We start from the raw sequence: 13263 nt of genomic DNA on the forward strand, positions 1-13263 counted from the left end.
AAACATGCGCATTCTTGTTGTTGAAGACGATACCGATCTGAACCGCCAGCTCGTCACGGCTCTGGAAGAGGCGGGTTATGTGGTCGACAGCGCGGCGGACGGTGAGGACGGCCATTTCCTGGGCGACACCGAACCCTACGACGCGGTCGTGCTGGATCTGGGTCTACCGTCCCTTGACGGCTTGTCGGTGCTTGAGAACTGGCGCCGCGACGGGCGGACCATGCCGGTCCTGATCCTGACGGCGCGGGACCGCTGGTCGGACAAGGTGGCCGGTATCGATGCCGGCGCGGACGACTATGTCGCCAAGCCGTTCCACATGGAAGAGGTTCTGGCCCGCGTGCGTGCACTGGTGCGCCGGGCCGCCGGGCACGCCTCCAACGAACTGACCTGCGGTCCCGTTCGTCTCGACCTTAGGGCGGGCCGGGTGACGGTCGACGGTACGCCCGTCAAGCTGACCTCTCACGAATACAGGCTGCTCTCCTACCTGCTTCATCATCAGGGCAAGGTGATTTCGCGCACGGAACTGACGGAACATCTCTACGATCAGGATTTCGATAGGGATTCCAACACGGTTGAGGTGTTTGTCGGCCGTCTGCGCAAGAAGATCGGCTCCGATCTGATCGAAACCGTTCGGGGCCTCGGCTACAGGCTCGGAGCTGCCGGTGACGACTGAACCCATGGAGCCCGTCGAGGAAAAACCGCCGAGGAAAGCGCAACGCTCGCTTGCCTCCAGGCTGGTCTTCGTCGCGGCTGTCTGGTCGACAGTTGCGCTTGCGCTGGCCGGAGTGTTTCTGGTCGGTCTTTACCAGAGGGCGAGCGAGCGGGGCTTCGATGCGCTTCTGGAGGTTCACGTCAAGGCGTTGATTTCGGAAATGCTGGATACGGAAGCGGATCCGGACGACCCGGCCGCCGCTTTCCCGATCAAGCCGCCGAGCTACCAGGAGGACCCCCGGTTCTCCCTGCCGTTGTCCGGATGGTACTGGACGGTCAGACGCGCCGACAGCCCGGACGTGCTGTTTGCTTCCCAGTCGCTCGTGGGAGATCCGCTCAACGTCCCCGATATCGCGGATAGGGACAAGAGGGCGGACTTCATCACCGGACCGGCCGGAGACGAAGTGCGCGTGCTTCAGCAACGCATTTTCATAGAGGACACGCCCTACATCATCGCGATCGCCTGCGCCACGGCCGGCTTCTGGACCGAGATCCGCGAATTTGCCCGCATGGTCGCGGTCACGCTTTGCATCGCCGGTGCCGGCTTGATTCTGGCGATCTTTCTACAGGTCCGTGTCGGCTTGAGACCGCTTGCCCGTTTGCGGGCGTCTCTGACCGCCGTCCGGCAGGGCCAGGCGGACCGGATCGACGAGGACCTGCCCGCGGAGATCGTGCCGCTGGCGGCCGAGCTTAATGCCCTGATCCTGTCCAACCGGGAAATCGTCGAACGGGCGCGCACCCACGTCGGCAACCTGGCGCACGGACTGAAAACGCCGCTTTCGGTCATTTCCAACGAAGCGAGAGCTTCCAGCGGTCCGCTGGCGGACAAGGTCGCCGACCAGGCCGCGATCATGTCGACCCAGATCCAGCATCATCTGGAACGCGCACGCATGGCGGCGCAGCGCCGGGTGATCGGCGTTTCCTGCGACACGGAGCCCGTGCTGGACCGGCTGATCCGCGCAATGGAAAAGATCTACCGTGACAAGGGCATTGTCTGCGGCTTCAACCACGTCGCTCCGGTGCGCTTCCGCGGTGAAAGCCAGGATCTGGAGGAAATGACCGGGAACCTGATCGACAACGCCTACAAATGGGCGGCGTCCAGGGTGGCCGTCACGGTCGCGCCTTTCGACGACCCGGCGTCGAACCGGGAAATGCTGACAATCACGGTCGAAGACGATGGCCCTGGCCTCACGCCCGAACAAAGGGCAGAGGCGGTCAAGCGCGGACGACGGCTTGACGAAACCGTGCCCGGAACCGGTCTCGGCCTGTCGATCGTGGCGGATCTGGCGGCACTTTATGGAGGCAGGCTCGAACTCGGTCCATCGGATCTGGGAGGCTTGCGGGCCCGGCTCACGCTGCCCGCGCTCGGCCGGTCATGATCGAATGAGTCCGGTTATAACGCGGTTGTTTACGTGTTGTGATGACATGCGGTGTATATCATCGGATAAACGAGTGGCACGGTCCGGCCCCCTGAAACCCTAGTTCGGCCACAAATGGAAAATATCACTGTCGTGACGCAGCCAAGGCTGATTCACTTCGTCTCCCAGGAGCTCTCCGGTATGCTTTTGCGCTACACCTCCAGCATTGCTCTGCTTGTCCTTCTGACTGGATGCTCGTTGTCATCCGGTACGAGGGACACCAGTGGCTGGGGGTCGTTCTTTGGCGATCCGAGTGCCAACGGCACGGGTGCGGAGGCCAAGGCGGCCTATTCCGTGCTCGTCAACAATGAGCTGGGAAACGCGCTTGAGCCGTCCGACCGGCGCGCGGCGGAAAATGCCCAGACGAGGGCGCTCAGGGCAAGAGGTGTTGGCAGTTCGGTTGCCTGGCAGAACGAAAAGACCGGACGCAGCGGTCAGGTCCGGCCCGGGCCGGTCTATTTTGTCAATGAAACGAGTTGCCGGGAATTCACCCATGAGATGGTTCTGCGGGGCAGAACCCTCAGGGCGCGGGGAACCGCGTGCGAAACCGAGCGCGGCGACTGGCAGGTGATCGGTTAAGACTTCGGTCTCTCTCTTGAAATCCTGGTTTTAAGGAGCCGAAGACTGAGGCCGCATGGATGCTTCCGGGCTTACGTAGCGGAGGCTATTTCCGAGACCGTTCAAATAACCCCCATGATCTTCAACACTTGCTTAAGCCTTCCAAGGGTATGGTTGGAAGGATAAAGTTCGCAATGTCGACGCGTTGAATGACCGGTACGGATCAGCTTGAAACCAAAATAAAGACCTATTTGAGCAGTCTCAGCCCACAAGCGGTTGAGGCTCTGGTCCGGAATCTGGAAAAAGCCGCGGTCCAGAAAAACGCCGATCCGCACCTCAGACTTGTTCTCGCCACCGCTGTCGCCCTCTTGCGCCGGCCGGGTCCCGTTGCTCCCGACATGCCGGGCGGCGAACAGAGACGCGGCCAGATCCAGCGGATGTTTTTCTCGCCGCTGGAGAGCTTTCTGATCAATGAAACCCTGCCGAACCGGCAGGAAGGCCGCATTCACCGCTCCGCGCTCGACAAGATCTGGAAATGGCTGGGACGGGATGTCATGCCCGCCGATATGCGCATGGTTCTGGAGCAGGCCGGCAATGCGGCGGTCAGCGGGGAGCGGGTCGACGCTCTTGTTCAGGCGCTGCGCACACGATCGGTGGACGCGGTCGGCGAGGCGCTGCATCGCAGCCACTTGTCGGACAAGGAGCGCCGCCGTATCGCCATTGAACTGGGCGGGGAGCGCGGGATTGCCGAACTCCTGGACATTCAGAAGATTTTCGCCGCCGAACGCTGGCTGTTGCCGTTTTTGCAGAATCTCCCCGAACGGGTCAATGAGCATCGCCTGAAGCATGATCTCGACGTCTTGCGCCTCGTGGACAAATGCGCGGACAGGTTTCCGGATCATGTCCCGGTCGTCGCGGCGGCATTGATCGAACGCACCGAAGTTCCGGCGGCCCTGTGCACCTTTGCCGGCCGGCTTGCGGGAGACCAGGATCCGAAAGTGATCGCCGGGTCTCAATTCGCCCCGTTTGTCGATGTTGTCATGAGCGAGGCGGAGCGGCTTCACGTTCTCGCGATGGACCACCGCAAGAACAACCCGGATCCCGTGGCGTTTTCTCAGGCACTGTCGGAATTTCACACACTGATCCGTGGAGTTGAAAGGGATATGGATCTTTCCCTTTCCGGCAAGTGGCACAAGAGGCTGTCGGAGACCAAGCGCGGCATTTCCAATGAGGTCACGCGCGAGTTGAACAACGCCCATGGCGCGATCCGCCGGGCGCTTCAGGTTCCGAAACTGGACGAAAAAGGCCAGCCGCTGATCGACCAGGAAGCCATTGACGAGGCCGTGCGCACATTGAGCGTCCTGACGCTGGTGCGCAACGCCTCGGAAACCTTCGCCGTGAACGAAATCGGCAAGCGAACCCGTCAGGCGGTCGAGCAGACCCTGGAAATCGTCACCAGGTCGCTGATCACGGATATCGGTAAACCGCGGGACGGCGATCTCGAAGCCAGACTGGCCGCCGCCGATGTGGCGATCATGCTCTCCGAAATCTATTTTGGCGCGGATTATGCCGCGCAGCTCCGGCGGAGCCGCCAATCTGCCGTCATGAAGGCCAAGCGGGCGATTCGGCAGGGCGCGGCCAGTCCCGAGCGCCGGCTTGTCGCCAATGCGGTCGGTCGGAGCTCGGCTTCCGCCTAGGTGACGGACCCTGGGGAACTTCCCGACCCGATAATCTCCACAAAGGGTTGACCGCGACCGCTGGCCACAGCCATGCGGACTTGCATTTGCCTTCATTGGACGCTCTATAGTCGGGAATGTTGTTCTGGATCCTGATAGCTGTTCTGACGGGCGTCGCGGCCCTGTCGATTCTCGTGCCCTTGTCCAGGAGCGACCGTGCGCGGACCGCGGGAACGGTAAGCGCCGACGAGGCGGTTTATCGTGAACAATTGAGCGCGATCGAAAGCGAGTTTGAGCGCGGTTTGATCGATGCGGAAGCCGCCGAGGCCGCACGCACGGAAACCGGCCGGCGTCTTCTGGCGGCGCATGACAGGCGCGCAGGGCAGGCGGACGGGGCCTCCCGGGGCGGCAGGATCAGGACAGCCCAGGTTCTGGCATTGTTGGGACTGCCGGTAGCGGCCGTCGGTCTCTATCTCGTGCTTGGAGCTCCGGGACAACCGGACTTGCCGCTGGCCCAACGTCTGAATGCCCCGGCTGAACAGCAATCGCTGGAGGTTCTTGTCGCGCGGGTCGAACGTCATCTGGAACAAAATCCGCAGGACGGACAGGGATGGTCCGTCATTGCACCGGTCTATCTGTCTCTCGGCAGGGCGCAGGCATCCGCGAAAGCCTACGCCAACGCGCTGCGTCTCCTCGGTCCCAGACAGGACTGGCTGACGGACATGGGGGAAGCCCTGACGATTGCCAATCAGGGCCTGGTCACCGCCGATGCCCGCAGTGCTTTCGAAAAAGCCGCCGCGCTCGACGCAAGTGCCGTCAAACCACGCTTCTTCCTGGCGATTGCCCTGGGGCAGGAGGGAAAGACCGCCGAGGCGATCGCCGCCTGGGAGACACTTCTGGAAAACGCGGACGAAACGGCGGCCTGGGTCGGAGCCGCCCGTCAGCAGCTGGCGGGCTTGAGAGGGAACCAACCGGCAGGAGCGCCCCAGCGGGGCCCGACGCAGGAAGAAGTCGCCGCGTCGCAGGACATGGCCGCCGAAGACAGGCAGGCCATGATCAAGGACATGGTTGCCGGACTAGCCGGAAGGCTGGGCGCCGAAGGCGGCAGTGCCGCGGAATGGACCCAGCTGATCCGCGCTTATATGGTTTTGGGGGAAAGGGAGAAGGCCGAGACTGCGCTTGCCGAGGCTGAGGTGGCTTACGAGGGTAAGCCAGAGGATTTGTCCTTGATCAAGGACGCGGCAAGCCAGCTTGGTCTATGAGGATCATGACTGCGTGACACTGCCCGAAGGCTGAGGTGCGCGCTTAGACTGGACGCAAAAAAATGACTCGCAAACAAAGAAGGTTGACCCTGATTGGTTCGGCGGGGGCGGTGCTGGCTGTGGCGCTTGCCCTGATCCTGTTTGCCTTGAACGATCAGATTGTCTTTTTCCAAAGCCCGACGGATATTACGGAAAAGGCGGTTCCGACGGGCCAGCGGATCCGTCTTGGCGGATTGGTTGAGGAAGGCTCCGTTGTGCGTTCCGACAACGCCGAAGTGAGCTTCCGGGTAACCGACATGGCGAATGTGGTATCCGTCACGTACAAGGGAATATTGCCGGATCTGTTCCGGGAGGGGCAGGGTGTCGTGACCGAGGGGATCATCAGGCCGGACGGCGTTTTTGTGGCCGACAGTGTTCTGGCGAAGCACGATGAGAACTATATTCCCAAGGAAGTTGCCGAGGCGCTGAAGGATCAGGGTCACTGGCAGGGAGAGGAAAGCGCCGCTAACTGAAACCGGTAGCGGACGGAAACGGGACGAAAATTAAAAATGATCGTCGAACTCGGGCATTTTACGCTGGTGCTGGCATTCGTGCTGACGCTTGTGCAGTCGACTGTTCCGCTTTGGGGCGCCCTGTCCAGGGACGACCGGCTGATGGCGGTCGCACCGCCTGTGTCGGTCATGACGTTTCTCCTGGTGCTGGTCGCGTTTCTGGTGCTTACCGTCGCCTACATAAGCTCGGATTTTTCGGTCCTGAACGTCATTGAGAATTCGCACTCCGCGAAACCGTTGATCTACAAGATTTCCGGCGTGTGGGGGAACCATGAAGGCTCGATGCTCCTCTGGGTGCTCATCCTTGTGTTCTTCGCAGCACTTGTCGGGCTCTTCGGCGGTAATCTGCCCACCGATTTGCGGGCCGTTACGCTGGCGGTGCAGGGGTGGGTGTCTGCCGGGTTCATTCTGTTCCTGCTGGCGACGTCCAATCCATTCACCCGGGTGACCAACCCGCCGCTGGAGGGCGCGGATCTCAATCCGATCCTTCAGGACATCGGCCTGGCGATCCACCCGCCGCTGCTCTATATCGGCTACGTCGGTTTCTCGATCACTTTCTCCTTCGCCATCGCCGCACTGATCCTGGGCCGGCTTGATGCCGCCTGGGCCCGCTGGGTCCGGCCCTGGACCCTGCTTGCCTGGTGCTTTCTGACACTCGGGATCGCGATGGGCTCCTACTGGGCCTATTACGAACTCGGGTGGGGCGGCTGGTGGTTCTGGGATCCGGTCGAAAACGCCAGTTTCATGCCGTGGCTGGCCGGTACCGCGCTGCTGCATTCGGCGATCGTCATGGAAAAGCGCGAGGCCTTGAAGGTCTGGACCGTACTGCTGGCCATCTTCACCTTTTCCCTGTCCCTGCTCGGCACCTTCCTGGTCCGCTCGGGCGTGCTGACCTCCGTTCACGCCTTCGCGACCGATCCGGCGCGCGGCGTCTTCATCCTTGGCCTCCTGTGTTTCTTCATCGGCGGCTCGCTGTCGCTTTTCGCCTGGCGGGCGTCCATGCTGAAACAGGGTGGACTGTTCGCGCCGATCAGCCGGGAAGGCGGGCTGGTGCTCAACAACCTCTTTCTGACGGCTGCCTGCGCCGCCGTCTTTGTCGGCACGCTCTATCCTCTGGTGCTGGACGCGGTCGCGGGCGAAAAAATCTCCGTCGGCGCGCCGTTCTTCAACCTCACATTCGGTCCGCTCATGGTGCCGCTTCTGATCGCCGTTCCTTTCGGGCCTGTGCTGTCCTGGAAGCGCGGCGACCTGCTTGCCGCCACCCAGCGGCTCTACGCGGCGCTTGCGCTCGCTTTGGCGATGGTGCTCTTCACCTTCTGGCTGTGGGGCATGGAGAAAATTCTGGCGCCACTGGGGGTCGGGCTGGCGGTCTGGGTCATGGCTGGCGCCGTCGCGGAAATCGTCACCCGGGTAAAGTTCCTTTCTGTCGGGCCCAAGCGCGGTTTCGACCGCCTCGTCGGTCTGCCCCGGTCCGCCTGGGGCACGGCGGTTGCCCATTTCGGTCTCGGCGTCACGGTGCTCGGCATCGTCACGGCATCCGCCTTCCAGGAAGAGCGGATCGAAACGATGCGCCCGGGCGACACCGTAAACCTGTCCGGCTATGAAGTGACGTTCGACGGCGCGGCCCCGCGCCGGGGACCGAACTACACGGAGGAAGTCGGTCATTTCACGATCCGGACCGGCGGCGTCGTGATAAGCGAACTCGATCCCTCCAAGCGGGTCTATACGGCCCGCCAGATGCCGACCACCGAAGCGGGGATCTACACCACCGGCTTCTCGCAGCTTTACCTGTCCATGGGCGAGAGCCGGGGGGACGGAGCCGTCGACGTCCGCATCTATTTCAAGCCGTTGATCACGCTGATCTGGATCGGCTGCGTTGTCATGGCCTTCGGCGGTGCTCTGTCCATGGCCGACCGGCGCCTGCGGATCGGGGCGCCGAAGCCCGCAGCCAGACGGAAAGCGGCCGTTGCCGCAGCCGCGGAGTAACGAAATGATCAGGCGGTTTCTAAGTTTCCTCCTGCTGGGGCTTTGCCTTCAACTGGCTCCGGCATTGGCGGTCGCACCCGACGAGGTGCTGGACGATCCGGCTCTCGAAGCCAGGGCCAGGGCCTTGTCGGCGGAACTGCGCTGCATGGTTTGCCAGAACCAGTCCATCGACGACAGCGATGCGCCGCTCGCCAAGGACCTCAGAGTTCTGGTCCGCGAGCGCCTTGTCGCCGGAGACAGCGACGCGCAGGTCGTTGACTATCTTGTGTCGCGCTATGGCGAGTTCGTGCTTTTGAAACCAAGGTTTGCGTGGCACACGGTGGTGCTTTGGGCGGCGGGGCCGGCAGCCCTGCTTGCCGGGCTGATTGGCATTGTCTGGGCGCTCCGCAAGCGCCGAACGGCGGTCGTGTCTGCCCCGGAGCAGCCGTTGAGCGAAGACGAAAAAAAGCGATTGAGCGCGATTGTCAGATCAGAATAAAGCCTTCTTTTCAGGTTAGGCATTGAGGAAAACCGAAAGGCATTGCAAATTCGATTTCGTATTTCAAATTAGCTGGATCGTCATGTCTGGATCTTTGTTCCCTGGGAGGGCTTTGCAAAAAGCCGCCCGTGAATTTTGCACCAATTCTGTACTTGTTCTTTGTTTTCTTTTGAGTTTTGGACAAGCGTCCCTCGCAAGTGTCGATGAATTTCCGGAAAAGCGACTTGCCCTGGTCGTAGGGGTGTCGGACTACCTGAATGTTCCGGATCTCGAGAACACGGTGCATGACGGCGCTTTGATCGCCGAAACGCTCAAGACGCTGAATTTCGATGTTATCGAAAAATACAATCTTGGCCTGCGCGAGTTCAAGGCGCTGTTGGCCCAGTTCGAGTTCGAGGCGGAAACCGCCGATGTCGCGCTCGTCTATTTCGCCGGACATGGTGTGGAAGTCGGCGGACAGAACTTCCTTATACCGACGGACTCCACGGCAACTTCCCGGGGCGATGTCGCGCAAACCTCGATTTCCCTGAACGAAATCCTCAGTGCGGTCGACAAGGCGCGGCAATTGAGGATCGTCATCCTGGATTCCTGCCGCAACGACCCGTTTGCCCAGGCGAATGATGTCGAGATCGTTACGCTCAAGCAGTCCGTGCCGTTAAGCGGGCTTGCACCACCGTCCCCCGAACGTGGCACGCTGGTCGCCTATGCGGCCAAGGCCGGCGCGGTCGCGTTGGACGGCGCGGGAAAAAACAGTCCGTTCGCAGTCGCGCTCTCCGATACGCTGAAAAAAAAGGATCTGGAAATCGGACTGGCCTTCCGCCAGATCCGCGATTCTGTCCTGATTGCAACCAACAACTATCAGGAACCCCATACCTACGGGTCTTTGTCGGGCGAGCCTTATTTCCTGGCCGGCCAGCGCCAGACTGTTAATACGCTGGAAGCGAAAGAACGCAAGAACGCCTGGAGCCTGCTTGAAGTCGACCAGGAAAAGCAGCTTCAGACCCTCGCTCAAAGAGGCGATGTGCGGGCTCTCAAGGGGCTCGCCTACATGCGGCTCAATCCGGACGAGGAGCGCTACGACCCGGAACAGGCGGTGGAACTGCTTCAGGACGCGGTTGACGAAGGCGATCCGGAAGCCATGTTCGAGCTCGGACGCCTGTACGAGAAGGGGATCGGTGTCGAGCAGGACGTGAAAAAAGCGCTCGAGCTGTTTCACCGGTCCGCCGACGAGAAATTTGCCGACGCGATCAACGACCTCGGTTTCCTGCATTTTCAGGGGGGACTGGGGGTGCCAAGGGATCAGAAGAAGGCAATCGATTATTTCAGCAAAGCCGCGGAATTGCGGCATCCGGAGGCCATGTTCAACTATGCGGCGCTGATCGACGACGGAGTCGTGGAGGGCCGGGATCAGAAAGACGCCGCCGAATTTCTTTATCGTGCCCTGCGGACCGGAAACGAGCAGGTTCTGGACCTGCTTTCCGAGAACCCGAGAATGTTCAAGCAGGGAACGCGCCGGTCGTTACAGGCCAAATTGTCAGAGAAAGAGTTTTACGAGGGGGAAATCGACGGCCAGTTCGGGCCTCAGACAAAGCGCGGATTGCGGCGCGCCTACGGCATATCCGAATAAGGTCGCCTGTCAGGACCTGAAGCGAATCGCGTCCAACGGAAGCGGATTAGCCGTGCAGTCGATGTCAGAGAATATTGGGGGAATATCAATGCGTTTTTTATCATTGCCGAAGAGTGTGGCTGTTTTGGCTACCGTCTTGTCTGTCCTTGCCTTTTCCGGGTCCGGCCATGCGGCCTGGGACGGAACCGTCGGCTCGTTTCTCGAACCGGAAGCTGCAATCGACCTGTTCGGAAGCAGCCAGGTGCCGGTCGAAGGGTCTCGGCCTGAAGTGAAGGTTGCGCCGTTCGAACTGGCCTTTGCCGACGACGTCACCGGCGCAATCGTTCGGCAGTTGCAGCGGGGAACTGCCCAATGCGGGCGACTGGACCCCATTTACCGCATCGACTGCATGCGCCAGGTCTACCAGCAGGCGGCCGGCGCAACCGGAAACCGGCCCGACTATGCTGCTGCGAACTCTCAGCTTCGAAAGGCGTCGCGGGCCTTGAACGGAATTCTGCGCCAGCATGGCGACAGGAACGCTCCCAAGGCCAAACAGGGCAACAGAAACTACCGGGCGGTGGCGCGGACGGCACTGCGGCAGGCAAACAGACAGGCCAGTCAGGCGATCGAGGAAGCGGCGACGAAGTTGCTCAGGTCCGCCGGAAACTCGAAAAAGCGGAAAGTTCACTACACGCGCATCGCGAACGCCGTGAACTCGACCAAAAAGATACTGAGATCATAGCGGGCCGGGCTATCTCAAGTCCATTCCGTGGCGGTTTTGCTCCGGCCGTGCAGAGCCGCCCTTTCGCCGGATTGCCGGATTGTGGTCATTTTATCGTTATATTTAACGACTGCTTCCGCCCTTGCTGTGGGGCAGTGCCTTTTTGGATAGTGGTCGCGTAGTTTCATTCACTGATTTTCGCAAAGGATGAGAAAGAAAACGATGAAGTTTTTTCATCTCGAAAGGAGGTTCAAAGTCAACGTCAGGGCTTTGGCTGCAATTACCGTTTTGATTTTGTTTCAGGCAATCGGGACCGTTGCGGATGCTCAGACCACAGGTGGCACGACCGGTCAAAGTTCCTCGTCAGCGAACGGTGGGTCGTTGGGCTCGGGCAGCAGCGGCGAGACCGGCTATGCCGGCGGGGACAGCGACACCATCAATCTCGCGTCCAGCGAGGAAATCACCAACAGCGTTCTAAAGCAGCTTGAGCGCAGGGCCGCGAGATGTGGCCAGCTGAAAAGGGTGCACCGGATTGACTGCCTGCGTCAGGTGTTCGCGCAAACGGCGGCGATGCTGGGAAACCGGCGGGATCTGGCCGATGCCAGCGGCGAATTGCGGAAGCTCTCGAATACACTGAACGGGATCGTGCGCCGGAACAGGGACCGGAAGACCAGGAAAGCCAAACTGGGACATACCTATAACCGGGCGGTGAAGATAGACGCTCTCGAAGAGGCCGAGAAGCAGGCCATTGCCGCCATAGAAGAGACGGCGACCAAGCTGCTAAGATCCGCGGGCAATTCCAGGAACCGGAAAGTCCCTTACACCCGCATCGCCCGGGCGGTGAATTCGACCAAGAAAATACTGCGCTCCTAAGGTCCATATATGGAGATCCGGCTCTTCTGTGCCGGGGGCATGGCAAAGGCTCGCGGAGATTACACGGTGCCGTGACTTGCACGACCCGTTTGCGTGCTTACTTCTGCCGGGGAACGCCTGCAGGAGAAACGAAATGACACACAGCCCACTGAAACTCGAGTTCGACGGGGCCCACGGGGCCAGACTGGCTGCGCGACTCGATCTGCCCGCAAGCGAGATCCGGGCCTTCGCGCTGTTTGCCCATTGCTTTACCTGTTCGAAGGATATTCTGGGCGCCCGGCATATCGCCGCCGCCTTGAGTGCCGAAGGCATTGCCGTCCTGCGTTTCGATTTTACCGGACTGGGGGGAAGCGGCGGTGACTTTTCCTCGACCGGTTTTTCCTCGAACGTGGAAGACCTCCGGCGCGCCGCCGATTTTCTTCGAGAGAACTATGCAGCGCCGCAGCTTCTGATCGGTCATTCCCTCGGTGGTGCCGCGATCCTGTCCGTGGCCGGAGATATTCCCGAAGCGCGGGCCGTCGTAACGATCGGGGCGCCTTCCGACGCGGACCATGTGATCCACAACTTCAAGGGTTCACTCGCGGAGATCCGCGAACAAGGGGCAGGGGAAGTCGATCTTGCCGGACGCAAGTTCACCATCCGCAAGGAGTTTCTCGATGATCTTCAGACCCATTCGGTCAGGGAGAAAACCGCCACGCTTGGCAAGGCGCTTCTCGTCATGCATGCGCCGCTCGACGACACGGTGGGTATCGAGAACGCAACCGATATCTTCGTTGCGGCGAAGCATCCGAAAAGCTTCGTGTCGCTTGACGACGCCGACCATCTCCTGAGCAAAAGCGAAGACGCGGCCTATGCGGCCAGGGTCATCGCAAGCTGGGCAGGCCGGTATCTCGATCCGCTGAAAGCCGAACCCGCCGACGAAGTCAAAGACGGTGTCGAGGTGGTGGAAACCGGACAGGGCAAATATCAGGTCATGGTAAGCTCCGGCGCACACAAATTGCTTGCGGACGAACCGGAGGAGGTGGGCGGTCTGGACAGCGGACCCTCGCCTTATGGATATCTGTCGGCGGCGCTCGGGGCCTGTACCGTCATGACCCTGCGCATGTATGCCGAGCGGAAGGGTCTCGCGGTTGCCAGGATCGGCACGCGCGTCTTGCACGGCAAGGTGCATGCGTCCGATTGTGACGAGTGCTCGCAGGATCTGAAAGACCGTAAGGGGAAAATCGACCGGTTCGAGCGGCTGATTTCCCTTGAGGGCGATCTGGACGGAGAAACGCGCGCCCGCATGTTGGAAATCGCCGACAAATGCCCCGTGCACAAGACCCTGGAGGCAGGTGCTGCTGTCGTCACGCGGGAGGACACCGGCCAGCCCTGACGGTGGGAGGGACGGGGATAGGCTCTTCCGTTTAGGGCGCGAGGCCGG

The 13263-nt window shown here is 61.0% G+C and carries 12 protein-coding genes; all 12 read left to right on the forward strand.

Features of this window, described 5'->3' with window-relative positions; translation table 11 throughout:
- Positions 1 to 4: 4 nt before the first annotated feature.
- The 12 genes from JF539_RS05030 to JF539_RS05085 all read left to right on the forward strand — a co-directional run bounded on the left by JF539_RS05030 (position 5) and on the right by JF539_RS05085 (position 13215).
- Complete coding sequence (locus JF539_RS05030) at positions 5 to 673, forward strand: response regulator transcription factor (RefSeq protein ID WP_207139236.1); 669 nt, start codon at positions 5 to 7, stop codon at positions 671 to 673.
- On the forward strand, positions 663 to 2090 hold the full coding sequence (locus JF539_RS05035) for an ATP-binding protein (protein WP_328809198.1): 1428 nt from the start codon (positions 663 to 665) through the stop codon (positions 2088 to 2090). The genes JF539_RS05030 and JF539_RS05035 overlap by 11 nt, the downstream gene beginning before the upstream one ends.
- Positions 2091 to 2222: 132 nt before the next feature.
- The gene (locus JF539_RS05040; protein WP_209017003.1) at positions 2223 to 2708 is read left to right on the forward strand and encodes an RT0821/Lpp0805 family surface protein; all 486 of its coding nucleotides are present in this window, start codon (positions 2223 to 2225) and stop codon (positions 2706 to 2708) included.
- Between the two features lie 188 nt (positions 2709 to 2896).
- Positions 2897 to 4384 (forward strand): hypothetical protein, encoded by a 1488-nt coding sequence (locus JF539_RS05045; protein WP_207139237.1) that lies wholly within the window; start codon positions 2897 to 2899, stop codon positions 4382 to 4384.
- A gap of 116 nt (positions 4385 to 4500) precedes the next feature.
- A complete protein-coding gene (ccmI, locus tag JF539_RS05050) occupies positions 4501 to 5625 on the forward strand; it encodes a c-type cytochrome biogenesis protein CcmI (RefSeq protein WP_207139238.1) in 1125 nt (374 codons plus the stop codon).
- Between the two features lie 62 nt (positions 5626 to 5687).
- Complete coding sequence (gene ccmE / locus JF539_RS05055; RefSeq protein ID WP_207139239.1) at positions 5688 to 6137, forward strand: cytochrome c maturation protein CcmE; 450 nt, start codon at positions 5688 to 5690, stop codon at positions 6135 to 6137.
- A 36-nt stretch (positions 6138 to 6173) separates the two neighbouring features.
- Positions 6174 to 8162: a heme lyase CcmF/NrfE family subunit gene (locus JF539_RS05060; RefSeq protein ID WP_207139240.1), complete on the forward strand. Its 1989-nt coding sequence runs from the start codon at positions 6174 to 6176 to the stop codon at positions 8160 to 8162.
- A gap of 4 nt (positions 8163 to 8166) precedes the next feature.
- Positions 8167 to 8640 (forward strand): cytochrome c-type biogenesis protein, encoded by a 474-nt coding sequence (locus JF539_RS05065; protein WP_207139241.1) that lies wholly within the window; start codon positions 8167 to 8169, stop codon positions 8638 to 8640.
- A gap of 82 nt (positions 8641 to 8722) precedes the next feature.
- Positions 8723 to 10267, forward strand: a complete 1545-nt coding sequence (locus JF539_RS05070) for a caspase family protein (RefSeq protein WP_207139242.1) — start codon at positions 8723 to 8725, stop codon at positions 10265 to 10267.
- 124 nt (positions 10268 to 10391) lie between these two features.
- The gene (locus JF539_RS05075) at positions 10392 to 10988 is read left to right on the forward strand and encodes a hypothetical protein (RefSeq protein WP_207139243.1); all 597 of its coding nucleotides are present in this window, start codon (positions 10392 to 10394) and stop codon (positions 10986 to 10988) included.
- A 201-nt stretch (positions 10989 to 11189) separates the two neighbouring features.
- Positions 11190 to 11840 carry a hypothetical protein gene (locus JF539_RS05080; protein WP_207139244.1) on the forward strand — a complete coding sequence of 217 codons (651 nt, stop codon included), beginning with the start codon at positions 11190 to 11192 and terminating at the stop codon, positions 11838 to 11840.
- Between the two features lie 133 nt (positions 11841 to 11973).
- Positions 11974 to 13215, forward strand: a complete 1242-nt coding sequence (locus JF539_RS05085) for a bifunctional alpha/beta hydrolase/OsmC family protein (protein WP_207139245.1) — start codon at positions 11974 to 11976, stop codon at positions 13213 to 13215.
- The last annotated feature ends 48 nt before the right edge of the window (positions 13216 to 13263 follow it).

It is taken from the genome of Roseibium aggregatum (assembly GCF_017309185.1).
Lineage (GTDB): Bacteria > Pseudomonadota > Alphaproteobacteria > Rhizobiales > Stappiaceae > Roseibium > Roseibium aggregatum_B.